The sequence below is a fragment of the Candidatus Arsenophonus lipoptenae genome (assembly GCF_001534665.1).
Classification (GTDB): Bacteria; Pseudomonadota; Gammaproteobacteria; order Enterobacterales; family Enterobacteriaceae; genus Arsenophonus; species Arsenophonus lipoptenae.
In genome coordinates, this window is the sequence record NZ_CP013920.1 from 592,577 (window position 1) to 615,598 (window position 23,022).

Below are 23,022 nucleotides of genomic sequence, written 5' to 3' on the forward strand. Positions count from 1 at the left end.
ATATGTATATGTTAATTTGAGTATTATTAATTTTTTTTAAAAGTTCTGTCACTTATCATGATTAAAAATATAAATGATAAATATCAAAATATTTAGATTAATTATATTAAGATTAATTAATTTTGTATTTTTAAGATATAGAAATAAGTTAGACACTCTAAAATATATAAAAGAATTAACTAGAAAATGTTTAAAGTAATGTTAAAATGATTCATGAAAATATTAACTACAAAATGGCATGAAGTCATAGGATCAGAAAAAAACCAAGATTATTTTCTTAATATTTTATCTTATATAGCTAAAGAACGTAGGCAAGGAAAAGTAATTTTCCCTGCACAAAAAGATATATTTAATGCATTTCGATATACAAAATTTAATGAAATAAAGGTAGTAATTTTAGGACAAGATCCATATCATGGATATAGACAAGCACATGGGTTGTCTTTCTCTGTATTACCTAATGTAGCAATACCCCCCTCACTAATAAACATATATAAAGAATTAGCACAAGATATTTTAGACTTTCGATATCCCAATCATGGATGTCTAGTCAGTTGGGCGCAACAAGGCGTTTTATTATTAAATACTTGTCTGACTGTTGAGTTTGGTAAAGCACACTCTCATGCTCATTTAGGTTGGGAAATATTTACTGATAAAGTTATTAAAAAAATTAATAAATATCGTACTGGCATAGTATTTTTATTGTGGGGGGCTCACGCACAAAAAAAAGGTCAATTTATAGATAAAAGAAAACACTTTATTCTTAAAGCCTCCCATCCATCACCATTTTCTGTCCATAAAGGTTTTTTTGGTTGTCGTCATTTTTCTGAAGCAAATAAAATATTAGTAAAACAAAAAATAAGCCCAATTAATTGGACACCAATTATTTAATTATAAATTTATGATAACAAATAGTTAGTAATAGATTAACTTAATTTATTTTTAGATACAATCACCATTGCTGGACGTAATAAACGACCATTTAAAGTATAACCTTTTTGCATAATATCAATAACTTGATTAGCTTCATATTCTTCAGAATCAATCATTTTCATTGCTTGATGCAATTCTGGATTAAAAGGAATATTTTTTTCATTTATTACTTTTATGCCGTATTTATTAATAGTATCTAAAAATGATTTTAATGTTAATTCTAATCCCTGAAGCATCGGTATAGATTCAGTTTTTTCTTTATCAATAAGTTCTATTGCTCTCTCTAAATTATCAATTACAGGTAGTAATTCATTAGCAAATCTTTCTAAAGCAAACTTGTATGTTTTTTCGATATCTTGATCAGTACGACGACGAATATTTTCTATTTCTGCTTTTGCACGCAATAATGCTTCTCTTTCTTGTTTTTGTGATTCTAGTAATTGTTTCTCTAATGCCATAATACGTTGTTCAAGTAATATTCCTTCAGTACTTATTAGTTCATTTTTAATTTCATTTTCTTCATTTGTTTCTACATTTTTCTCATTTATTTCCATATTTTTCTCATTTATTTCCATATTTTTCTCATTTATTTCCATATTTTTCTCATTTATTTCCATATTTTTCTCATTTATTTCTATATTTTTCTCATTTTTTTCTATAAATTCCTCTTCTTCTTTTTTTTGATATTTTTTAAATTCTTTTTCTTTAGAGGCTTGGTTATCATGCATCTCATGTTCTTGACTACTCATAGTATCTCCATATCTTAGAATCTATCTAGATTTTAGAATCTATTCTATCTAACTAAATTAATATTTTATTATATGGGGATAAAAATTTTTTATTCAATAGAATTATCGAATTTATGATAGGGATAAACAATGTTATTCAAAAAAAAAGCAAGTAAAAAATTATTTAAATATATTGGTATTGTTGGTCATCCAAGACGTCAAAAGGCATTAGAAACACATAAAGAAATTTATAATTGGTTAAGGAAACAGAAATATCAAGTTATTTTAGAAAAACAAATAGCTGAACATTTAAATTTAAAAAATATTCGTAAAGGTGAACTAAAAGAAATCGGTAAAATAGCTGATTTAGTGATTGTTATTGGTGGTGATGGTAATATGTTAAGTGCTGCTCGTATTTTATCAAGTTATGAAAACAAAGTTATTGGAATTAATCGTGGTAATCTTGGATTTTTAACTGATCTTGGACCAGATAATGCGTTACAACAACTCACAAAAGTATTATCTGGTCAGTTTTATGAGGAACAAAGATTTTTGTTAGAAATTAGAATAAATACCAAAAAAAATAATTCTAAATTAAATATTGCAATTAATGAAGTTATTTTACATACTGGTAAAGTAGCCCGCATGATTGAGTTTGAGGTATATATTGATAACCGTTTTGCTTTTTTTCAACGTTCAGATGGATTAATTATCACTACCCCCACTGGTTCTACTGCTTATTCACTTTCTGCAGGTGGTCCTATATTAACTCCTAATCTTGAAGCTATTACTTTAGTTCCTATGTTTCCTCATACTCTTTCATCTAGACCTTTAGTTATTAGTAGTAATAGTAGTATTAAATTAAAATTTAAACAAAAAAATATTAATTATGAAATTAGTTGTGATAGTCAAATTATTTTACCTATTAAGCATGATGATGAAATTTTGATTAAAAAAAGCACTAAAAAACTCAATTTAGTCCATCCAAAAGATTATAACTATTTTAATATATTAAGTTCAAAATTAGGTTGGTCACAGAAAAGTTTTTGATATTTTTATATCTTACTAAAATATTTATATAATAAATATCTGATCAATAGAATTATTTTAATTATAATTTAGTTAGTAATCATAAATAAGTATTTTTTATACGAAATTGTATATTTTTGATAAGTTATTAATAACGTATTTTTATTTATTTTATATAAATATAGATAATTTTATACTTATTAAAAGATAGAATTTTAAAATTAAAAATTAATATTGTAATATTAATGACTTAATTTTTTGAAAAACAAAATAAAGGAATTTAGATGTTATCTAAATATTGTAAATTATTATTTTTGATTGTTGTTTTTATTCAGGTTATAACCAGTTGTTCTATATTTGAACGAATTGTTTATATTCCTAATATTAGTCAAGGCAATTATCTTTCTTTTAATGATATTGCAAAAATTCAAAAAGGTATGACTAAACAACAAGTAATTTATATACTAGGTACACCAGTTTTTAAAGAACTATTTGGACAACACATTTGGTATTACATTTTTCGTCAACATATTGGATCTAAAAAAGTGAAACAACAAACGTTAATATTATTTTTTAATCAAAATGATATACTAATATCTATTAAAAATAATAATAATTTAAGATAAACAAAAAAGAATTACTTGATATATAATTCAGCAAAATTAATAATAATTTTGCTGAAAATTTAGGTTATATTTTTTTTCTCGTTTACGGCGTATTTCTTTTGGATCAGCAAGTAAAGGTCGATAAATTTCAATTCGATCTCCATTAGATAAAACTTTAGATAGTTTAGTTATTTTGCTAAAAATACCAACTTTATTTTTATTTAAATCAATATCATTTCTAATAGATAAAATACCTGATTGTAATATAGCTTCTTTAACAGTAGTTTTTTGTTTTATTACTATATTTAATAAAATTTGCTTATTTGGTAATGCATAAACAATTTGAATATTCATACTTAAACTAAAATACTTCTACAAAACCTTAGTAAATACTAATTTATTAGAAAATCTTTCAAAGTTATGTAAATTTTACTTTATTAAAACAATTAATACTTAAAATTAAATAGCTAAAATTTAATCATTTAATTTTTTAAAATTTAAAATAATTATTATATTATTATATAACATTTATTTTTTCATTGTTATCATAAAAAATTTATTTAAAATAATTTAAAAGTTACTTTATTATAAACAAAGATAATTAAAATAGAAAATAATTCAATAATATAAGTGATTTAAATCATATAATTAAAGATTATAGAAGTATATACTATTATTGCATTTATTTTTAATAAATAATATAACTAAAAATCGTGAAACATGAAAAAGAAAAAAGTAGTAAATCAAAATAATTTAAATATAATTAGTATTAATAAAAGAATATATCATGAATATTATATTAATGAAGAAATTGAAGCTGGTTTAGTTTTATTAGGTTGGGAAGTTAAGTCATTGCGTGCTAGGAAAGTTAATATTAGCAATAGTTATATATTGATTAATCATGGTACAGCTTATCTCTTAGGTGCAATAATTACTCCATTATATACTTCTAATTTTTATGATTTATATGACCCCATGCGCACTAGAAAACTATTATTAAATCAATATGAACTTAATTCATTATTTGGCAAAGTAAATCGTATAGGACATACAATTGTAGCATTATCACTTTATTGGAAAAGTAGTTGGTGTAAAATCAAAATTGGTATTGTTAAAGGTAAAAAAAAATATGATAAGCGTTATGAAATTAAACATAGAGAATGGAGATTAAATAAAGAAAAAATTATGAGAAGTACAAAATTTTAATAATTTAATTGCTAGGTTTATTTATTTTTTGATATAATATACTTCATGGGGCTGAAATTTAATGGATTCGACGAAATTTGCAAAACCCAAGGTGCATGCCAAGGTACGGTTGGCCTTGTTAAAAAACCGTAAAAAAATAGTCGCAAACGACAATAACTACGCTCTAGCAGCTTAATAACCTGGTTTCAGAGCCCTCATTAATCTATATTGCGCTCTTTAGATATGATAAAAATGAGGTCATAAAAATAAAGAGATCACGTTTGGCACCTTAGTCTGAGGTTAAAACGTTGAATTTTAATAGACTAGTTTATTAGTAGTATGTCTATCTACAGCTAATTTATGAAATATAAAGATTAGACTAAGCATGTAGTACTAAGGATGTAGAAATTTCGGACGCGGGTTCGACTCCCGCCAGCTCCATTAATTAATAATTAATGATTTTGATTCCATCATGGATCATAAAATGTGAGTTGATAGACATTTAAAAATGTATTTTTTATGTTTTTTGACGTAAAATATTTATTTATTTTGAATAATATTAAATGTTATGAATAAGTATCTTTTTTTAGTCTTTAATGTAAAATAATTATTAATTGTATTATTTATTTAATAATATTAATTATATAAATGACTATTATGATAGTAGTAAAATCATTTCTTATAAAATCAAGATAAAATCTTATCTTTATTTTATTGTATTGATAATATGTTATGCATTTATTTTATAATAATAGAATTTTAAAAAATATTTAATTCTAGATATTTTAATAATAATTTTAGTTAATTTGAATAAGATATAATTGTAATTATTATAAGAAGAAAACATTATATTTTGATATCGTGATATAAAATATGTGCAAAATTATAAATTTTGTATTTAACGAAAAAGTATAAATTCAAAAAATATATAACATTTAAATGTGATTTCAATTAACTAATTAATGTAATAATGTTATTATTATAACTAATTATAAAGTTAAATTTATCTATAGATAGGATATAATTATGTTAACTATTATTCCAATAATTATAATTATTACTTTAATTATTATATTTTCTTCTGTTAAAATTGTACCTCAAGGTTATCAGTGGACAGTAGAACGATTTGGCCGCTATACGAATACTCTGATGCCAGGATTAAATATTGTAATACCGTTTATGGATCGTATTGGTAGAAAAATTAATATGATGGAACAAGTATTAGATATCCCATCTCAAGAAATTATTTCTAGAGATAATGCTAATGTTACAATTGATGCTGTTTGTTTTATTCAAGTTATAGATCCAGTAAAAGCTGCTTATGAAGTCAGTAATATGGAATTAGCTATAGTTAACTTAACAATGACTAATTTTCGTACAGTATTAGGTTCTATGGAGTTAGATGAAATATTATCACAACGAGATAATATTAATAGTCAATTACTACATATTGTTGATGAAGCTACTAATCCTTGGGGTGTAAAAATTACTAGAATAGAAATTCGTGATGTGCGCCCACCTACTGAATTGATTTCTGCTATGAATGCACAAATGAAAGCTGAACGTACTAAACGTGCAGATATTTTAGAGGCAGAAGGTATACGCCAAGCTGCTATTTTGCGAGCAGAGGGTGAAAAACAATCTCAAATATTAAAAGCTGAGGGAGAACGCCAATCTGCATTTTTACAAGCAGAAGCACGTGAACGATCAGCAGAAGCTGAAGCACAAGCTACAAAAATAGTATCTAATGCAATCGTAACGGGTGATATTCAAGCTATTAATTATTTTATAGCTCAAAAATATACTGATGCGTTACAGCAAATTGGTTCAGCTACCAATAGCAAAGTCATTATGATGCCATTAGAAGCTGGAAATTTAATGGGATCCATTAGTGGTATTATAGAACTAATAAGTAATAGCAAAAAAATAAAATAGCAATAAAGTATAAGAATATTTCTTATTTACAGTTATTCGTATAGTAACAAAATAAATTAGTGACAAATAAATACTTTTACTATTTAATTATAATTTAAGAAATTATTATAAGAATTTTTAATTTATATTAGTTATAAAATAAATATAATTAAGGATATTTAAAATATAATATAAATATAATATATATAAATAGTAATTGTCCTCTTAGTTAAATGGATATAACAAGCCTCTCCTAAGGGCTAATTGTAGGTTCAATTCCTTCAGAGGACACAATTTAAAGTTATTATTATATAATTAAAGTTATTATTAGTAATATTAAGTTATTCTTTTATATTGCTTTTAATTTTAAATAGCAAAAATATTAAAGTAAAAAAGATTATTTATGATAATAAATGCAATTTAACTATTTGTTTTCAATTGTTGAAAATAATTTTCGTATAATATATTAACATTTCCTACATCATTTTGCCATTCTCCATGTTTTAGAATTACTTCACTAGGATATAATGAAGTATCTGTTGCTATATTTACTGGTAATAATTTTTTTGCTGCTAAATTCGGTGTAGGATAACCATTTTGTTGCGATATACGAGCAGCAATATCAGGCCTTAGTAAAAAATTAATTAATTGAATAGCACCATCAACATTTTTTGCATTAGAAGGAATAACAAAACTATCCATCCAAAAAATAGCACCTTCTTTAGGCCAAACAAATTTTATTGGAACTCCTAATTTCCGTATTATATAGGCTGAACCATTCCATAACATACCACAATTAACATCCTTTTGTATAAAAGGATAAGCTGGATTATCAGAATTAAATGCGATAACATTTGGCATTAATTTTTTTAATTCTTCATAAGCTATTGCAATTAAATTAGGATCTGTTGTATTGCCTGAATAACCTAATTTAAGCAAAGCAATTTGAAATACTTCTCTTGAATCATCAGTTAATAGCACTCTATTTTTGTACTCTGGTTTCCATAGATCTGCCCATGAAGCAATAGATTTTAAATCATTATTTACATCACTATTAATACCAATACCTGTTGCCCCCCATACATGAGGAATTGAATAATCATTTTTAGGATCAAACGATTTATGTAAGAAATTTGGATCAAGATTTTTAAATTGAGTTAATTTGCTTTTATCAATTTTTTGTAACATACCTTCTCTGCTCATTTTTGCTACAAAGTAAGTAGAAGGTACTACCAAATCATAACTATCTTTAGTATAAGTTTTTAGTTTGATATACATGCTTTCATTAGATTCATAAGTAGAGTACATTACTTTTATACCAGTTTCTTGAGTAAATTGATTAAGTATTTCTACTGAAACGTATTCTGACCAATTATAGAAATATACCATCTTATTATCATAAGATATAGTGATAGCTACATTAATATTTGAATATAATATTCCTATTATAAAATAGAAATAAATTTTTTTTATATAATTCATTTGTCAAAAAAAATTATGGATTGAAATTTAAATATTTTATATCTTTAAATACATTTAATATACTAAAAAGTATAAGTATTCTTTAATAATTAATAGAAAAATGTTTATAAATTTAATAAATCATTAATACAATAAGTATTATTATATTTAAAATAAGTATTAATATCTTTTAATTATTTTTTTTAAAAATCCATAAGATTAGTAATCCAAGTATTAATGAAATAAATAATAAGATTGTTGTTAATGCGTTAATTTCTGGTGACATTCCTATCTTTATCATTGAATAAATTTTTAATGGTAATATCTCATAAGTTGGTCCAGTTACAAAATAAGATATCACTACATCATCAATTGAAATAGCTATACTTAATAACCAACTTGATATTATAGGTGATAATGTTAATGGTAATATAATTTGCCATAAAATCATTAATTCACTAGCACCTAGATCTTGTGCTGCTTCTAATATTGTTATATCTAAATCTTTTAGCTTAGCATAAATTGTAATAACTACAAAAGGTAAACAAAATGTAATATGAGATAATAATAAAGACCAAAAACCTAATGAAATTCCTAATAACATAAAATTTAATAATAATGAAATTGCAATTACTATATCTGGTGATATCATAACAATAAATAACATACTATTAATAAATATTTTGCCTTTAAAATTATAACGAAATAATGCTAATGCTGATAATAAACCCATAAAAGTAGTAAATGTAGCTGAAATAATTGCTATGGTTAATGAATTGCCTGTAGCTTTCAATAAGCTATCATCATTCAATAATATTGAATACCATTCTGTTGTCCATTGCGAATGATTACTAAAATTTGATGTACTAAATGAATGGACAATTAATATAATAATTGGAATGTATATACAAACATAAATGCCAATAAGAAAGCTATTGCGTAAAAAAAGTATAATCATATTATGAATTATGCCTTATAATCATCTAATTGATAATATGATAGTAAAAAAGCTATCCCACTTATTAAAATAGTTAATGTGATACTAATTGCTGAACCAAAAGGCCAATCTCGTAAATAAAGAAATTGATTTTTTATGATATTACCAATTAACAGATTTTTTGCCCCTCCCATTAAATCTGCTATATAAAATAAACCCATTGCTGATATTGATACTAATATACATCCTGCTATGACGCCTTGTTTTGTTAAAGGAACTGTAATACGTAAAAATATTTGAAATTTATTAGCTCCTAGATCTTTAGCAGCTTCAAAGTAATATTTATCTAATTTTTGAATACTTGAATAAATAGGAATAACCATAAATGGTAATAAAATATACACTAAACCTATAATAACTGCTTTTTGTGTGTATAAAATTTGAATTGGTTTATCTATTAACTTGATATATAATAAAAAGTTATTCAAAAACCCTCGAGCACTCAAAAAAAATCTCAATCCATAAATACGAATCAAAGAATTAGTACAAAATGGTAAAATTAATAAAAACAGCATTAATGATTGTAATTTTATTGATATTTGTGTAAGTAGAAGTGCTAATGGATAGCTAATTATTAAACAAAATAAAGTAGTAATAATTGCAATATTTATGGAATTTAAAATAACATTTGCATATAATGAATTAAATAATCGTTTATAATTATTTAAAGTAAAAATTATTTTAATTAAATTTTTATCATCATGAGTTAAAAAACTTGTAATAATAATTATTAAATTAGGTAAAAATACAAATAATAATAGCCAAGAGAACAACCAAATAATAATAATATTTTGAAATTTTTTGCTATTAATTCTCATTAATAAATACTACCTCAGAATGTTCTATCCACGTTACACAAATTTTTTGTGCTAATTGATAATTATGAGTTTTCTTATTTTTATTAAAAAATTCACTGACTATAACTTTTTTACCATTATTTATTTCTATTTCAGTATCAATCATTATACCCTTATAGTTTCTATCTCTTATACATCCAATTATTCCTAAAGATTTTTGTTTATTATCAATTTTCTTAATTCGTAGATCCTCTGGTCTAAGTAAAATCTTTAATAGTTGTCCTTTTGATATTAACTGTTCAGTGTAAAGATTACACTCATATCCATCAATATTAGCTCTAATACGCTTTTCATCAATACGATGTAAACAAATCGCATCAAAAATATTTATTTCACCTATAAACTGTGCAACAAATAAATTTTTTGGATTTTCATATATATCTTTTGGTGAAGAATCCTGTTCAATACGCCCATCTCTTATAATTACAATACGATCAGACATAGATAATGCTTCTTCTTGATTGTGAGTTACATAAATGAAAGTAATACCTAATTTACGTTGTAAAAATTTTAATTCACTGTGCATTTTTTTGCGCAATTGATAGTCTAAAGATGATAAAGATTCATCTAATAAAAGAACTTTAGGTTTATTGATAACTGCACGTGCAATTGCTACTCTTTGTCGTTGTCCACCTGATAACTGATGAGGATATTGTTTGATAAAATTTTCTAATTGCACCATTTGCAACGTCTCTTCTACTTTAATTTTTATTTCTTGAGCCGTTTTTTTTTGCATACGTAATCCAAATGCGATATTATCAAATACTGACATATGAGGAAATAAGGCATAATTTTGAAATACAGTATTAATATGGCGTTTTTGTGCTGGAACATCAGTAATATCTTGACCTTCAAGAAAAATTTTTCCATCATCAACATAATCTAATCCAGAAATTAATCTTAAAATAGTTGTTTTACCACATCCTGATGGACCTAATATGGTAAGAAATTGTTTATTATTAATATTTAAATTAAACTGTGAGATAATATTTTTACCATTGAATCCTTTAGTTATGGATTTTAATTCAATTAATGACGTAATAGAGATTTTTTTAATCATATTAAAACTATATACTTTATTATTTAGTTATACAAAATTATAATAAAATTTATATATGTAATAAATAAATTATAAAAGCTAAAATTAATTTTATTTTTAAATTAATAAAAATAAAATGATAAACTTAATAATAGAAAATGCAAATAAATATTCTTAAGAAAGATGATATCAATCTTGTATATTTAATATAATAAAAAGTTAAAAATTAATATTTAAATACTTTTTAGTAAAGTATTTATAATATTTTATTATATTATAAAATTATAATTTTTTTACTATATTTTAAATAATTAATCATGTATTTTATTATTTTGATGTATTTTTTAATTATTAGTAATTGATTATTGATATTATTTTATTAATCAAATAAATAATATTTCATATTTCTTATTTTTAAAGTTAATTAAAAATTATTTTATATAATAAATAATTAATAAAATTTTTAGATTTGTATATAAATTATTATTTATTAATAATATTATTAATAAATTAATTTAATATATTGGAATTATAAAAATAATTATTATGACTAAATATTATAATAATATATAAATATTATTATAATATTATTTATAATATTTTGAATTAATAAAATCATAATATTAATTATTTAGTATATTTAAAATTTAACTAATAAAACTATGAATATTACATTAATAATGTATAAAATAAAATATTTTAGTTTTTATAAAATAATTTAATTAATTATTTATAAAGTTAATATTAATTTTAATATTTATTAATACTAATACTACTAGTAGTTAGATTTACAATTATTAATATAATAATGTTCATAACAATAAAAATATCAAAGTTATCCTCTAATAGGATAATAGATAATGATAATAAAGTCTTTTAATGTAAAATAGAATTCTAATTTTAACTTATAATACTGGAATATTGATTGTTATCAATAAACCTTTTTATTCAATAAATCAAAAAAAGTAAGACATATAGATATATAATCTTATGTTTTATAAACAGGAAATTTTTTGCAAATAGCTAAAACTTTTTGTTTTACATCATTAATCATTTTTTTATCATCAATGTTATCCAAAATATCACATATCCAATTCGCTATTTCTATTGATTCTTTTTCTTTAAAACCACGTCTAGTAATTGCTGGAGAACCAATACGAATACCAGAAGTAATTAATGATCCTTTAGGGTCATTTGGTATATTATTTTTATTTACAATAATGTTTGCATGTTCAAGTACAGAATCAGCTTCTTTTCCTGTAATACCCTGCTCTGTTAAATCTAATAAAAATAAATGATTTTCAGTACTTCCAGATATAATTTGGTATTTTCTTTCAAGAAATACTTGAACCATTATTGAAGCATTTTTAATAACTTGTTGTTGATATATTTTAAATTCAGGCTCCATAGCTTCTTTAAATGCAACAGCTTTAGCAGCAATAATATGCATTAATGGACCACCCTGTACTCCAGGGAAAACTGCTGAATTTAATTTTTCATAAAATTCTTTTTTACCACCTTTAGCTAAAATTAAACCACCTCTAGGGCCAGCTAAAGTTTTATGTGTTGTAGTAGTTACAACTTGTGCATGTGGTAATGGATTAGGATAAATACCAGCAGCAACCAAGCCAGCAACATGTGCCATGTCAACAAATAAATAAGCGCCTATATTATCCGCAATTTGTCGCATTTTAGCCCAATTTACTTTACCAGAGTAAGCTGAAAAACCACCAATAATTATTTTAGGTTTATATTTTTGTGCTTTAGTATTGATTTCTTCATAATTTATTGTCCCATTTTTATCTGTTTTATAAGAAATTATATTATAAATTTTTCCAGAAAAATTGACTGATGAACCATGAGTTAAATGTCCTCCATGTGTTAAATTCATACTTAATATTGTATCTCCTGGTTCTAATAATGCCATATAAACAGCAGTATTAGCTTGTGAACCTGAGTGTGGTTGTACATTAGCAAAATCTGCATTAAATAAACGTTTTGCGCGATCAATAGCTATTTGTTCAATAGCATCAACATATTTACAACCACCATAATAACGATTACCTGGATAACCTTCTGCGTATTTATTGGTTAACTGAGAACCTTGAGCTTGCAGAACTCTTGGACTAGTATAATTTTCTGAAGCGATTAATTCAATATGTGTTTCTTGACGTAAAATTTCATTTTTTATTGCTTGCCAAATTGCTTTATCATAATCTTCAATTTTCATGTTTAAATTTAACATATTATTCTCCTAAATAAAGCATATAGTAAATTACTATTTATATTAAACCAATTATTCAAGTGGAAATTTTTTATTTATTAAAATATTTTTATTTTAAAAATATAATGTTAACTTTATTGATTAATCATAAGTAGTATTTGTTGAAGAATTTTAATATAAAATATAACGTATATTATATTAATAATCAGCATATCTGTTAATTTATAATAACTATTTATATAAATAACATTAAGTATTATTTAATTTGTAGAATCATAAAAATAACTTATTTAAATATAATTTATTATTATTACTATTATTTTAATTAATTATTGTTATTAATAACAATAATTATGATTAAAAGCAGAAGTAATTGGATAACGCCTATCTTTATTAAAATTTCTAATTGTGATTTTAGGTCCTACTGGTGCTTGACGTCTTTTGTATTCATTAATATTAACAAGATTAATAATTCTACGCACTAGCATTTCATCAAACCCAGATTTAACTAATTGATTAATTGATTTATCTTTTTCAACATAACCTTCAAGAATTGCATCTAATACAGGATAAGGTGGTAAATTATCTAAATCTATTTTTCCTGGTGTTAATTCAGATGTGGGTTGTCTATTAATTACACGAGAAGGAATAATTGATGATATTTTATTACGATATCTTGCTAATTGAAATACTAACATTTTTGGTATATCTTTAAGCACCGCAAACCCACCAGCCATATCACCATAAATTGTTGTATAGCCAATAGCTAATTCACTTTTATTACTAGTAGTTAATACTAATCGACCACTTTTATTAGATATTGCCATTAAAATTATAGCCCTACATCGTGCTTGTAAATTTTCTTCTGTATTGTCTGGAGTCTTGTTTGTAAATAATTCTGACAGTTCAGATATAAAAGTATAATATATCCTTTCTATAGAGATAACTGTAAATTCAATATCTAATAATTTTGCTTCTTCTCTAGCATCATGAATGCTTATTTGGGTAGTATATTTAAAAGGCATCATTATTGCTTGAACTTTATCTTTTCCTATAGCATCTGTTGCAATAGCTAAAGTTAAAGCTGAGTCAATTCCACCAGATAATCCTATAATAACGCCAGGAAATCTATTTTTTTTTATATAATCTCTAGTAGACATTACTAATGCTTCGTATACTTGAGCTATTGGTGATAAATTTTTAGTTAATTTAGTCATTGGTATCGGTTCAGAATCATTAAATTTACATTGAATCACTTGTTCAGAAAATTGTGTTAAATTATGTGTTATTTCTCCATGACTATTTAATACTTTTGATCCGCCATCAAATATTAGTTCATCTTGTCCACCAACCTGGTTTAAATAAATAATTGGTAAATTTATTCTTTGAATATGAGATTTTAATAATTTTGTGCGTAAGTAAGGTTTTTTATGATTATAAGGAGATGCATTAATGGTAATGATGATATCTGCATTTTTTGATTTAATTATGTCAACTAGTTCATTAGACCAAATATCTTCACAAATTAAAAACCCTAATTTATAATTTTTAAATGATAAAACACAGGTTTCATGACCTGGATAAAAATATCGTTTTTCATCAAAAACACCATAATTAGGCAATTTTTGTTTAAAATAACGTGCTATTATTTTTTTTTGCCAAAAAAATGACAAAGAATTGTAGTATTTTTTATTTTTTTTCCATATATGACCAACAACAATGGCTATATTTTGACTAGCTACTTTAAGACGATTAAGTTGTTTATTACAATTTTGATTAAAATCGCGCCTAAAAATTAAATCTTCTGGTGGATATCCAGTTAAAGATAATTCTGAAAATAAAATAAGATCTGCTCCTTGCAATTTTTGATTTTTAATCTCTCGTAACATACGTTCACAGTTACCTTCAATATCACCTACTAGCCAATTTAATTGTGCTAATGCAATATTTATTTTACGATTCATAAAATTTACTCTTTAAATATAATTATTATTTTTAAAATTATTAGTTATGTATAGTTTTTTAAAATTAACAGTATTTAAAATGCTATATTATTATTGTTTTAAAGATAACTTTGTTAGTACATGGCTTTTTATTAATTTATAATTATTTATGAAATATTAAACTTTAAATTTAATCTAATATTTAGAAAATATTATGAATGTGATTTTTTATATAATATTAAAATAATTTAAAATCACATATAACTAGTATAGTTTTATCATTAATTTTATTAAATATTAATATTATTTGTTAAAACAATTTATAAAATATTTTTATATGGTTATATTTATTAGTTTAGAAGATATTTTTAATAAGAATTGTTATTAATTTATTAGAATTGTATCTAATTTTATTAGAATTGTATTTTATTATAGTTGTGTAGTAAAATTTTCATGTTAAAATATCACATTATATGTGTAGTTTTAAGATTTAAATTTTAGAAAAATTATTACTTCTATTGCAAAAATAGAAATAACTAAGTTAATTTTTTATAATTTTACAACTTATATTTATAAAATGTTAAGTGATTTTGTGATAATTTAAAAAATTATATTTAAGATATTTTTATAAAAGTATAATTTGGATTATCAAAAATTTTACAGTAAAATATATTAAATTTAAGTATATAGTATAAGTATACATTTTATAAAAATCGAGTAAGAATTCTAAGATATCTTTAGTAATTCTATTATAATATCAATATATGTGATAATAAATCATTATTTACTTATTTTATTATTTCAGTATTTTGTTTAATTCGTTATAGTTATTTTATTAAAATAATAACATTATAGAACAGTATAATAGATATTTTTATTCAATTTAATTATATGGTAATAAAATACCCAATTAAAATTTAAATATTAAAATAATTAGGATATTTTTAACAAAATTTTACTAAAAATTACAAGTATCTTGAAATAAACCCACTTTTAAATCTTTTGCTGTATAAATACATTTATAGTCAACTAATACTTCACCATCAGCTACCCCCATAATCAATTTTCTATTAATTATTCTTTTCAAATGAATGTGATATATTACCTTTTTTGCTGTTGGTAAAATTTGTCCAGTAAATTTTACTTCTCCTACCCCTAAAGCCCTACCCTTGCCCTTACCACCTATCCATCCTAGATGAAATCCAACTAGTTGCCACATAGCATCAAGCCCTAAACATCCAGGCATAACTGGATCATTTGTAAAATGACAACTAAAAAACCATAAATTAGGGTTTATATCAAATTCTGCTTCTATAAAACCTTTATCGAACTTTCCTCCAGTTTCAGTCATTTGTATGATACGATCCATCATTAACATATTACCTGAAGGTAATAATGGTCCATTTTCACCGAAAAGCTCTCCTCTACTAGAAGCATCTAAATCTTCTTTGCTATAAAAGCTGTGTCTATTAATCATAATAATAAATAACCTTATTATAAAAATAATAAAGAATAGGTTACAGTTATAAACTGAACAAGTATAATCACTTAATTTTTATTAAAATTAATTGTTTTTTATAAATTTCATAATTTTAATTATTATTTATTAATTAGTTTTTACATTAAAGTTGATAAATATAATTATTTTTATTTTAATTTTATTATGTTAATGTTTATTTATCTTAAATAAGATAATATTATATCTGATGAAAATAATCATTTATTAACTTATTAATTATTGTTATTAGGTATAATTTTTTAGTTTAATACTATTTATATATAGAATTAATATTAGTTAATACTAATTAATTATTAATGAAATTAAATTTTATTAATAATTTTATTATAAAATAAAATTATGTTAACATTTTTAACTTATAAAAATTATGACTTTATAAAATTTTAATTTTTATTTTAATAAGTAAAAATTATTTTAATTACAGAATATATATTGCACTGAAATATTTTTCATAAATTTATTTTTGTTTTTTATTTATATTAGTGAATTTGATGTTGTAACATTATAGAAAAATACAATATTATTATGTTAATATTCTTCTTATTGAGTGTGCTGTATTTGTAATAATTAATTTAATTGCTTAATTATAAAACTTTTAATAAATATTTTTACGTAACATATTTTATATTATATTTAATAGCTAAAAGTTATTTTAAAATAGATATTATTTTTTATAAGTTTATTTTATTTAAATAATAATTAAATTTTTATTTGTATTTAAATTCTTGATTCAGTTAATGATTTCCATTGTAACATATTTTATTATATAATAGTTATTTTATATGATAGTTATTTCTAGGTGCTAGTATTATACTAATTAATTAGTTTTTCAGTAAAATATACTATATGATACCATCATATTTAACATATAATAAGGTGGCATTATGTTAATTTTTAAAAATTTGATAATTTATATATTTAAGTTACGCAATTGTGGTTAGTTGCGCAATTGTGGTGTTTTAAGTTGATTTTTAATTGATTCCGATAACTCATCTAAAGATGAGTGTTCTGGATGTTCATTGGACATTTCATAAGTAATTTGTGCTTCAGCTAAATAAGTATGAATTGGTTCACCGTTATCATCTTCCATGACAACATGATACCAAGGTGATGAACGTAAATTTGCATTAGATGCTATATCATCATCATTTGGTTTATCCAGTGAGTATTCAGGATCAATATCGACTATTACGCCAAGATAGCCTAAAAGTTTATGTCTTATTTGTTGTCCAATACTAAATTTACTACTAGTCATCATTGATAGTTCCTATCTACTGTTGTCATGATTTATGGGTAGATAACATAAATTCCAAGAAGATTATTCTTGGATGAATTTTAAAAATTTTCTTATTTTGACAAATTAAAATATTATATATTAAAGATATTATTTAATACACTTAGTTATATTATTTCTTTAAAATTATTATAATTATTGAAAAATTTTAATTTTCTTGGTAATAGTTATTGTGTGTTTTTAAAATAAAATATAATTATAATTATACATAGCTTTATTAATTGATTAATATTTATGCAACACTAATGGTGTATTTAAATATACAAAAAATTAATTATAAATATTTTATTTAAAATTTAAATAATTTAAATACTAAATACAATTTATTGATTTAGGTAACCCGGCAAGTTTAGTAGCTTGTCGTGCTAGCCCCTTAGGAAAAAGAAAATAAAGATAATGAGTATTACCTATATTTTTACCATACTTTTTTGTAATTTCTTTTATCAAAAGACGAATAGGGGGTGATGTATTAAATTCCAGATAAAATTCACGAATAAAGCGAATAATTTTCCAATGTTCTTCTGTTAGAATTATATTCTCTTCCTTAGCTAAAATATACACCAAGTCTTCACACCACTCTTTATTATTTTTAAGATAACCATCAGCATCAGTTTTTATTTCACGCCCTTTAAATATAACCATATTAAAACCTATATTACATATAATGTGAATAATTAATTTTATTAATAATTTAGCATTTTAGCAAAAAACATATGTTAATTAAATATTTATTTTAAAATAGGTATAAATGTAAAAAAATTGTATTAATACTTTACAATACTTTTAACTCTGTTTATAGTTTTTAATTATATATGAAGAGGTGGCCGAGTGGTTTAAGGCAGCGGTCTTGAAAACCGCCGATGAGTAAATCGTCCGAGAGTTCGAATCTCTCCCTCTTCGTTTAATTTATTTGTATATATTTTTTAAAAATATTTTTAAGATATTCTTATAATTGTAAATATTTAATAATATGTATATATATTTAATATTTTTATAAAAATATTAAATTATTCTTGATGTAGTTTTTTATTTTATACATGTAATGTTATTAATTAATATACAGTATTAAAATTTATATATTTTTAATTAATCAAATATCAGAGTAAAAAGTACTAATTAATATTTTTCTTATACTTTATAGTTAGCATTTTTCTTAATAGTATTTATCTAGTATTTTAGAAATTTTATTTAATTATTGCATCTAATAATTTTCGCAATAAAAGTATGTCTTTTATTTAGATTTTTTTAAAATTTAAATAATAGTTTTTATAATGTAGTCAAATAAAAACTATGTCTTTTCAATTATTTTGTTGAAAATATGATTTAATATTACTTTTAATTAATATTAATAATAATTAATAATAAAATATTAATCATGTATTTTATTAAGGTTGCCATATAGTGATGGCATCCCATCTGGTCTTGTTTTGAATCTACGATGTAACCACATATACTGATCAGGAGCTTGCATAATTTCTTGTTCAATTAATTTATTCATAAAAGTCGCTGTAGATATTTTGTCTTGTTGTGGAAAATGTATTATTGCTGGCTTAATAAGCAATTCATAACCTTTAGCATCATCTAGTCGTCTTGGAGTAAAAGGTATTATTGCCGGATTAGCTAATTTAGCTAGAATATGCGTACCTATAGTACTTGCTGCATATTTAACAGCAAAAAAAGGTGCAAATACGCTTTTTTGATATCCGTAATCGTGATCTGGTGCATACCATAAAATTTCTCCTTTTTTTAGATTTCGTATCATACCTTTTATATTTTTTCTATCAAGCATAAATTTATTAGAATTTAATCTCCCGCGTGTTTGTAAGTAATCCATTACTGGATTGTTATTTGGTCTATAAACACCAATACCAGGATTTAGTATACCAAAGATACGTGCGCCTAATTCTAGTGTTAAAAAGTGAATTCCTATTACTATTATACCCTGTCCTGTTAATTGAATTTTTTCAATATTATCTTTTCCTTTAATTGTAAACCATCGTTGAACTCGTTTATTGGACCAGAACCAAGCCATACCAGTTTCAAATAAACCCATACCAACTGATTCAAAATTTTTATTTATTAATTTTTGCAATTGCTGTGAATTCATATCAGGGAAACAAAGTTTTAAGTTATATTTAGCAATTTTTAATCGTTTTTTTAAAAAATATTTTGATAATCTACCAAGACGAATTCCTAACCAATGAATAACAGGATAAGGCAATAAAACTATTAAATAAAGAATAGTTATCCCAAGCCATGTTATCCAATATTGTGGATGTAAATATGAAAGTTTAAAGTTAGATATTTTTATCATTAATATTTTTGCTTAAGTAGCATTTAATAGAGTTTTTATTTTTAGTTAAATTAATTTGATGTTATCATTACTCGATAATTACTTTTAATTACATGTTATAAATTTTTGTTATGTTTTTGATAAATATTATTTATATATAAATAATATTTAATTTTTAACATCAATATTTTGTTTATTGGATTTATTATAAAAATTATTTTTTTAAAAGTTTTTAATTAATTTATAGATAATTAAGAATACAAAAATATATACAATATTAAATTGCATTTTTTGCATAATTATTTTTAAAATATATTTTATTTATTTCATCATGACATTTATTTGCTATAAGTTAGTTATCTGAATATATATATTGTAAGAAATAGTACTAAACTGTTAATAAGAATTAGATTATTATAATTAATATAATTAAATATAAATTAATATTATAAGATATACAAATTATGTATTTAGTATAAATTATATAAGTAAAAAATAATTATTGTAATAATTTAAAATAAAAATTTTTAAATTATTGTTTTAACGTATTGACATTAATTAATAATTTTATTAAAATTTAAATTTGCTTTAATTATTTTTATACATAAATCCTCCATAGTTCAGTTTGGTAGAACGGCGGACTGTTAATCCGTATGTCACTGGTTCGAGCCCAGTTGGAGGAGCCAAATTATAAGAGTAATATATTTATGATTATAATTTTTTATTAAATTTACCTCTCTGAATTCTTATTTATTTTATTTATATGAATAATAGTTAGTTTTTATTACTTTCAAATTTTTTTAAGAAATAGGGAAAGAAGAGTGCATTTTATAAATTAAATCATGAAAACCAAAATTATAACAACTATTAAAATTAGAAGACCAGATGATTTGCATGTTCATTTTAGAGATAATGATATATTAAAACTTGTTGTACCTTATACTAGTCGTTTTTTTGGTCGTGCTATAGTTATGCCAAATATAGAGCCCCCAGTTATTAATATTAATCAAGCAATATCCTATCAAAAAAAAATTTGTAACGCAGTTCCAGTAGAGCATAAGTTTATGCCATTAATGACATGTTATTTAACAGATAATACCAATCCTAAAGTAGTTGAAGAAGGATTTAATTGTGGAGTATTTATTGCTTGTAAACTTTATTTAGCTAATGGAACAACTAATTCTAAATATGGAGTATCCAAAATATCAAATATTTATACAGTTTTTGAAAAAATGGAAAAATTAGGTATTCCATTGTTAGTTCATGGTGAAGTTACTAATAGTAAGATTGATATTTTTGATCGCGAAGCATATTTTATAGATCTAGTTATGAATCCCATTAGAAAAAAATTTCCTAATTTGAAAATTGTATTTGAACACATTAGTACTAAAGAAGCAGTACAATATATACTGTCTTGTAAAGAAAATTTAGTGGCTACTATTACGCCACATCATTTATTATTTAATAGGAATAATATGTTATCTGGTAGTATCAAGCCCCATTTATATTGTTCACCTATTTTAAAGAGTGATATTCATCAGAAAGCATTACGTGAAGCAATAACAATGGATTGTCAATTATTTTTTCTTGGCACTGATACTGCACCTCATGTACAAAATAATAAGGAATCTTCACGTGGTTGTGCTGGTATTTTTAACGCACCTACTGCTTTAGCAGCTTATGCTACTGTTTTTGATGAAATGAATGCTATAGAAAATTTCGAAGCATTTTGTTCATTAAATGGCGCTAAATTTTATGGCTTACCTATTAATGAAGGATTTATAGAACTTAAACGTAAAAAAGTGTTTATTAATGAGAAAATATCTCATAATAAGATAAATTTGATTCCATTCTTAGCAAATGAATTCGTTGATTGGGAAGTAAATGTTGTTTAATATTTTTAATAATTTTATTTATATATTATTATATTTATAATTTTTTATTACATAATTTTTTATTTTTAGCTATATTAAATAATACTTATTAGTTTCTTGTTTATCTGTTTTTGTCTTTAGATTTTATCAATAAAATTATATAATATTTTTTGATGTATTAAATTAAATTTAATAAAAATTTATAGAAGATAAATAGTTATCAACTATATTGTTAAAGTATTTTTTATAATATATTTATAATTATTTTATAAGTATGTTAAATTCTTTTAATTAATTAAATATGATTTTTTTTTAAAAAAATAAAAAATATTTTAAATATAGTGTTTTTTTGAAAAACAAAAGCATAAATATATTGATATTATTTGTTACTCGTGCGTTAATGGTAAGAAGCTTAACAGATCTATTTTATTTAAAATATTTCAGTTTACTGAGTTATAATTAGTTATGAGTATAACTTTTTACTTTTTATTACTAAATATTTTCATAAATTAAATAGTGATTGTTTGCTTTTGTAAATCTGCTGAAAGCGGTAATGTTAATTTGTTATATAGGAAAAGGCACATGTCTGACAAAATGAAGGGTCAAGTGAAGTGGTTTAATGAATCTAAAGGCTTTGGTTTCATCACTCCTTCTGATGGTAGCAAAGATGTATTCGTTCACTTCTCTGCCATTCAGGGAAATGGATTTAAAACCCTGGCTGAGGGGCAAAATGTAGAATTTATCATTGAAGATGGTTCGAAAGGTCCAGCTGCTGCAAATGTAACTGCTCTTTAAGATTAGTTAAAAAAAATGGATTTTAGAAGCCTATCGCGTGAGCGGGAGGCTTCTTTATTTTTTAAATAAAAATTTTCATTTGATATGATTACTTGCGTGATATAAAAACAATATTATTTTGATCATTTATAGCAATATCTAAATACACTAAATTTTTTAGAATTTTATAAATATTTATTAATATAATTAATTTTAGTAAAAATAATTATATTAATATAGCACTGATAATATATATCAAGAGGAATAATTATATTATTCATCATATTAAAATTATTTAAATGATATTTATTTTATTTTTTATAAGATTTAATATATATATTTTACAAATATAT

19 protein-coding genes, 3 tRNA genes and 1 other RNA gene are annotated in these 23,022 nt (G+C 22.8%); 11 read left to right on the forward strand and 12 right to left on the reverse strand.

Annotated features, from left to right (window positions below):
* The first annotated feature begins 213 nt into the window (after nucleotides 1–213).
* On the forward strand, nucleotides 214–891 hold the full coding sequence (gene ung / locus AUT07_RS02405) for a uracil-DNA glycosylase (RefSeq protein WP_066283701.1): 678 nt from the start codon (nucleotides 214–216) through the stop codon (nucleotides 889–891).
* A 35-nt stretch (nucleotides 892–926) separates the two neighbouring features.
* Here the strand turns inward: ung and grpE are convergent, their stop codons facing one another.
* Nucleotides 927–1,529: a nucleotide exchange factor GrpE gene (gene grpE / locus AUT07_RS02410; RefSeq protein ID WP_066284182.1), complete on the reverse strand. Its 603-nt coding sequence runs from the start codon at nucleotides 1,527–1,529 to the stop codon at nucleotides 927–929.
* A 282-nt stretch (nucleotides 1,530–1,811) separates the two neighbouring features.
* On the opposite strand from grpE, the gene nadK reads away from it, so the two are divergent.
* Entirely contained in the window at nucleotides 1,812–2,711 is a 900-nt protein-coding gene (gene nadK / locus AUT07_RS02415) for an NAD(+) kinase (RefSeq protein WP_066283703.1), read from the forward strand.
* A gap of 263 nt (nucleotides 2,712–2,974) precedes the next feature.
* A complete protein-coding gene (gene bamE, locus AUT07_RS02420) occupies nucleotides 2,975–3,316 on the forward strand; it encodes an outer membrane protein assembly factor BamE (protein ID WP_066283706.1) in 342 nt (113 codons plus the stop codon).
* A 36-nt stretch (nucleotides 3,317–3,352) separates the two neighbouring features.
* On the opposite strand, the gene AUT07_RS02425 is transcribed toward bamE, so the two are convergent.
* Nucleotides 3,353–3,649, reverse strand: coding sequence for an RnfH family protein (locus tag AUT07_RS02425; protein ID WP_066283711.1), 297 nt, complete (start codon nucleotides 3,647–3,649; stop codon nucleotides 3,353–3,355).
* Nucleotides 3,650–4,015: 366 nt separating this feature from the next.
* On the opposite strand from AUT07_RS02425, the gene smpB reads away from it, so the two are divergent.
* The 4 genes from smpB to AUT07_RS02445 all read left to right on the forward strand — a co-directional run bounded on the left by smpB (nucleotide 4,016) and on the right by AUT07_RS02445 (nucleotide 6,685).
* Complete coding sequence (smpB, locus tag AUT07_RS02430; RefSeq protein WP_066283712.1) at nucleotides 4,016–4,501, forward strand: SsrA-binding protein SmpB; 486 nt, start codon at nucleotides 4,016–4,018, stop codon at nucleotides 4,499–4,501.
* A gap of 47 nt (nucleotides 4,502–4,548) precedes the next feature.
* Nucleotides 4,549–4,924, forward strand: a transfer-messenger RNA (tmRNA) gene (gene ssrA / locus AUT07_RS02435).
* 582 nt (nucleotides 4,925–5,506) lie between these two features.
* The gene (locus tag AUT07_RS02440) at nucleotides 5,507–6,415 is read left to right on the forward strand and encodes an SPFH domain-containing protein (protein WP_066283716.1); all 909 of its coding nucleotides are present in this window, start codon (nucleotides 5,507–5,509) and stop codon (nucleotides 6,413–6,415) included.
* A gap of 198 nt (nucleotides 6,416–6,613) precedes the next feature.
* Nucleotides 6,614–6,685, forward strand: a tRNA-Arg gene (locus tag AUT07_RS02445).
* A gap of 129 nt (nucleotides 6,686–6,814) precedes the next feature.
* On the opposite strand, the gene AUT07_RS02450 is transcribed toward AUT07_RS02445, so the two are convergent.
* The 9 genes from AUT07_RS02450 to AUT07_RS02490 all read right to left on the reverse strand — a co-directional run bounded on the left by AUT07_RS02450 (nucleotide 6,815) and on the right by AUT07_RS02490 (nucleotide 18,370).
* Nucleotides 6,815–7,867: an extracellular solute-binding protein gene (locus AUT07_RS02450; protein ID WP_395496599.1), complete on the reverse strand. Its 1,053-nt coding sequence runs from the start codon at nucleotides 7,865–7,867 to the stop codon at nucleotides 6,815–6,817.
* A gap of 178 nt (nucleotides 7,868–8,045) precedes the next feature.
* Nucleotides 8,046–8,813 carry a spermidine/putrescine ABC transporter permease PotC gene (gene potC / locus AUT07_RS02455; protein ID WP_066283720.1) on the reverse strand — a complete coding sequence of 256 codons (768 nt, stop codon included), beginning with the start codon at nucleotides 8,811–8,813 and terminating at the stop codon, nucleotides 8,046–8,048.
* Nucleotides 8,814–8,821: 8 nt separating this feature from the next.
* A complete protein-coding gene (potB, locus tag AUT07_RS02460) occupies nucleotides 8,822–9,670 on the reverse strand; it encodes a spermidine/putrescine ABC transporter permease PotB (protein ID WP_066283722.1) in 849 nt (282 codons plus the stop codon).
* Nucleotides 9,660–10,769 carry a spermidine/putrescine ABC transporter ATP-binding protein PotA gene (potA, locus tag AUT07_RS02465; protein WP_066283725.1) on the reverse strand — a complete coding sequence of 370 codons (1,110 nt, stop codon included), beginning with the start codon at nucleotides 10,767–10,769 and terminating at the stop codon, nucleotides 9,660–9,662. The genes potB and potA overlap by 11 nt, the downstream gene beginning before the upstream one ends.
* 967 nt (nucleotides 10,770–11,736) lie before the next feature.
* The gene (glyA, locus tag AUT07_RS02470; RefSeq protein WP_066283727.1) at nucleotides 11,737–12,993 is read right to left on the reverse strand and encodes a serine hydroxymethyltransferase; all 1,257 of its coding nucleotides are present in this window, start codon (nucleotides 12,991–12,993) and stop codon (nucleotides 11,737–11,739) included.
* 317 nt (nucleotides 12,994–13,310) lie between these two features.
* Nucleotides 13,311–14,936 carry an NAD+ synthase gene (locus AUT07_RS02475; protein WP_066283733.1) on the reverse strand — a complete coding sequence of 542 codons (1,626 nt, stop codon included), beginning with the start codon at nucleotides 14,934–14,936 and terminating at the stop codon, nucleotides 13,311–13,313.
* 937 nt (nucleotides 14,937–15,873) lie between these two features.
* Complete coding sequence (fabA, locus tag AUT07_RS02480; RefSeq protein ID WP_066283735.1) at nucleotides 15,874–16,392, reverse strand: bifunctional 3-hydroxydecanoyl-ACP dehydratase/trans-2-decenoyl-ACP isomerase; 519 nt, start codon at nucleotides 16,390–16,392, stop codon at nucleotides 15,874–15,876.
* A 979-nt stretch (nucleotides 16,393–17,371) separates the two neighbouring features.
* Nucleotides 17,372–17,692, reverse strand: coding sequence for a heat shock protein HspQ (gene hspQ, locus AUT07_RS02485; RefSeq protein ID WP_204200679.1), 321 nt, complete (start codon nucleotides 17,690–17,692; stop codon nucleotides 17,372–17,374).
* A 348-nt stretch (nucleotides 17,693–18,040) separates the two neighbouring features.
* Nucleotides 18,041–18,370 carry a TusE/DsrC/DsvC family sulfur relay protein gene (locus tag AUT07_RS02490; protein ID WP_066283737.1) on the reverse strand — a complete coding sequence of 110 codons (330 nt, stop codon included), beginning with the start codon at nucleotides 18,368–18,370 and terminating at the stop codon, nucleotides 18,041–18,043.
* A gap of 172 nt (nucleotides 18,371–18,542) precedes the next feature.
* Here AUT07_RS02490 and AUT07_RS02495 point away from each other — a divergent pair.
* Nucleotides 18,543–18,628, forward strand: a tRNA-Ser gene (locus tag AUT07_RS02495).
* 469 nt (nucleotides 18,629–19,097) lie between these two features.
* Here the strand turns inward: AUT07_RS02495 and AUT07_RS02500 are convergent.
* Complete coding sequence (locus AUT07_RS02500; RefSeq protein WP_066283739.1) at nucleotides 19,098–20,042, reverse strand: Kdo(2)-lipid IV(A) acyltransferase; 945 nt, start codon at nucleotides 20,040–20,042, stop codon at nucleotides 19,098–19,100.
* Between the two features lie 588 nt (nucleotides 20,043–20,630).
* On the opposite strand from AUT07_RS02500, the gene AUT07_RS02505 reads away from it, so the two are divergent.
* From AUT07_RS02505 to cspE, 3 genes are all read left to right on the forward strand, one after another.
* Nucleotides 20,631–20,707 (forward strand) — tRNA-Asn (locus AUT07_RS02505).
* 156 nt (nucleotides 20,708–20,863) lie between these two features.
* Complete coding sequence (gene pyrC / locus AUT07_RS02510; protein ID WP_066283740.1) at nucleotides 20,864–21,916, forward strand: dihydroorotase; 1,053 nt, start codon at nucleotides 20,864–20,866, stop codon at nucleotides 21,914–21,916.
* A gap of 561 nt (nucleotides 21,917–22,477) precedes the next feature.
* On the forward strand, nucleotides 22,478–22,690 hold the full coding sequence (cspE, locus tag AUT07_RS02515) for a transcription antiterminator/RNA stability regulator CspE (RefSeq protein ID WP_066283742.1): 213 nt from the start codon (nucleotides 22,478–22,480) through the stop codon (nucleotides 22,688–22,690).
* The last annotated feature ends 332 nt before the right edge of the window (nucleotides 22,691–23,022 follow it).

What these genes read in the sequence shown, in the direction of transcription:
- ung (WP_066283701.1), top strand. Translation starts at nt 214, where the DNA reads ATGAAAATATTAACTACAAAATGGCATGAAGTCATAGGATCAGAAAAA.
- grpE (WP_066284182.1), bottom strand. Translation starts at nt 1,529, where the DNA reads ATGGAAATAAATGAGAAAAATATGGAAATAAATGAGAAAAATATGGAA.
- nadK (WP_066283703.1), top strand. Translation starts at nt 1,812, where the DNA reads ATGTTATTCAAAAAAAAAGCAAGTAAAAAATTATTTAAATATATTGGT.
- bamE (WP_066283706.1), top strand. Translation starts at nt 2,975, where the DNA reads ATGTTATCTAAATATTGTAAATTATTATTTTTGATTGTTGTTTTTATT.
- AUT07_RS02425 (WP_066283711.1), bottom strand. Translation starts at nt 3,649, where the DNA reads ATGAATATTCAAATTGTTTATGCATTACCAAATAAGCAAATTTTATTA.
- smpB (WP_066283712.1), top strand. Translation starts at nt 4,016, where the DNA reads ATGAAAAAGAAAAAAGTAGTAAATCAAAATAATTTAAATATAATTAGT.
- AUT07_RS02440 (WP_066283716.1), top strand. Translation starts at nt 5,507, where the DNA reads ATGTTAACTATTATTCCAATAATTATAATTATTACTTTAATTATTATA.
- potC (WP_066283720.1), bottom strand. Translation starts at nt 8,813, where the DNA reads ATGATTATACTTTTTTTACGCAATAGCTTTCTTATTGGCATTTATGTT.
- potB (WP_066283722.1), bottom strand. Translation starts at nt 9,670, where the DNA reads ATGAGAATTAATAGCAAAAAATTTCAAAATATTATTATTATTTGGTTG.
- potA (WP_066283725.1), bottom strand. Translation starts at nt 10,769, where the DNA reads ATGATTAAAAAAATCTCTATTACGTCATTAATTGAATTAAAATCCATA.
- glyA (WP_066283727.1), bottom strand. Translation starts at nt 12,993, where the DNA reads ATGTTAAATTTAAACATGAAAATTGAAGATTATGATAAAGCAATTTGG.
- AUT07_RS02475 (WP_066283733.1), bottom strand. Translation starts at nt 14,936, where the DNA reads ATGAATCGTAAAATAAATATTGCATTAGCACAATTAAATTGGCTAGTA.
- fabA (WP_066283735.1), bottom strand. Translation starts at nt 16,392, where the DNA reads ATGATTAATAGACACAGCTTTTATAGCAAAGAAGATTTAGATGCTTCT.
- hspQ (WP_204200679.1), bottom strand. Translation starts at nt 17,692, where the DNA reads ATGATGACTAGTAGTAAATTTAGTATTGGACAACAAATAAGACATAAA.
- AUT07_RS02490 (WP_066283737.1), bottom strand. Translation starts at nt 18,370, where the DNA reads ATGGTTATATTTAAAGGGCGTGAAATAAAAACTGATGCTGATGGTTAT.
- AUT07_RS02500 (WP_066283739.1), bottom strand. Translation starts at nt 20,042, where the DNA reads ATGATAAAAATATCTAACTTTAAACTTTCATATTTACATCCACAATAT.
- pyrC (WP_066283740.1), top strand. Translation starts at nt 20,864, where the DNA reads ATGAAAACCAAAATTATAACAACTATTAAAATTAGAAGACCAGATGAT.
- cspE (WP_066283742.1), top strand. Translation starts at nt 22,478, where the DNA reads ATGTCTGACAAAATGAAGGGTCAAGTGAAGTGGTTTAATGAATCTAAA.